The 1,266-nt window shown below is 45.6% G+C and carries 1 protein-coding gene and 1 pseudogene; both read right to left on the bottom strand.

Features of this window, described 5'->3' with window-relative positions; all coding sequences use genetic code 11:
* The coding region (locus tag GRP75_RS27290; protein WP_337194282.1) for a sugar-binding domain-containing protein at positions 1 to 472 on the bottom strand (472 nt) is incomplete at its 3' end.
* 280 nt (positions 473 to 752) lie between these two features.
* Positions 753 to 1,266: pseudogene (locus GRP75_RS27285) on the bottom strand (transcriptional regulator); the annotation flags it as partial.

Raw genomic sequence — 1,266 nt, 5'->3', positions numbered from 1 at the left:
CCACCCAACGCTGCTTTCCCCGGGGCTGCGTGCAGCTCTGACTTTCCTCCACTTTAAGCACGATGCTATTCTCCGAGTCGTAAGTGATATAGGGTGTGATGTCGAAAGAAAACGCAGCATAACCTCCTTCATGCTCACCAGCCATAAATCCGTTCACCCAGCATTTCGCTTTATAATCTACACCCTGAAAATGTAGAATTGTCCTTTTCGCTATTGCCTCCTGCGGGACCTTCACGCTCCTGCAGTACCAGACCACCGGATGGAAGGTCTCGACTCCGATCCCGCTTGCCTTGGTTTCATAAGTAAAAGGTACGAGGATTTTGGCTCCCTTCGGAAAATGATGATACCATTGCTCGCTTTCACCCACTTTGCCGTCGTCGAAGGCGAAATCCCACACCCCATTCAAATCCAGCCACTCTTTACGGACAAATTGCGGCCTTGGATAACTTTTGATATAAGCGTTTGTAGTCATACGGTTTCCACCTATCCTTTGATATATAATTAGTCACCTTAGCCTGATGACTTTACAGTGCATTGCTATCATCTGTAGGTCCGATCGTCATCCTTTACCTCCGCTTCGAAATACAAACAATAAAATCGATTTGTTACACTATTATTGTATCTTTAGGGGATTATATAGTGATGCATTTTTAATGTCAACGCTTTCAAGTTAATTTTATGTAACTAATAAACTGAATAAGGCTTTAGCTACAGAGCACCTGCAACTAAAGCCTATCCATTTCACCAATATCTCAATCCATGACATAATTCACAGTCATTTTGATATTCTGATCATAATCTCCAAATTGCTTTCCGAACAGGTTGAGCCCACCTTGATGCACCGCATCTGGCTTAATTCCGATCCGCAAACGCAATTTGTGGCTGTTTTGCAGGTTGAGCTGATCCAGTGTAACCGAGGAAACCTTCTCCATATCCAGCGCAGTCTTCTCTTTATCTACTCGCCAGGTCTTGAGCAACCCATACTGGGTAGACCACTCATACCACCAGGCAGGATTCAGCTTGCCGCGCCTGTCTCCAAAATCACCGGGACACGTCCACATGCCAATCTCCACGCCATTAACCCACAGGGAAATATCAGAAGGCCAATTGTTGTCATAGTTTGGTGCTTCAGAACACATTTCCATCGATAGCTCAAGCGATTCTATTCGCGCTCCTGCCGGTATTTCGAGCGGCATTAAATACTCGACATAGCCCTTGCGGAACCATATCATCTGGGCTCCGATATGCTTCGGGTGGAAAAAACTC

The organism is Paenibacillus sp. OT2-17 (assembly GCF_009827695.1).
GTDB classification, from domain to species: domain Bacteria; phylum Bacillota; class Bacilli; order Paenibacillales; family Paenibacillaceae; genus Paenibacillus; species Paenibacillus polymyxa_B.
The sequence above is the reverse complement of the archived record's forward strand: the minus strand, read 5'-3'. Positions and strand labels throughout refer to the sequence as shown.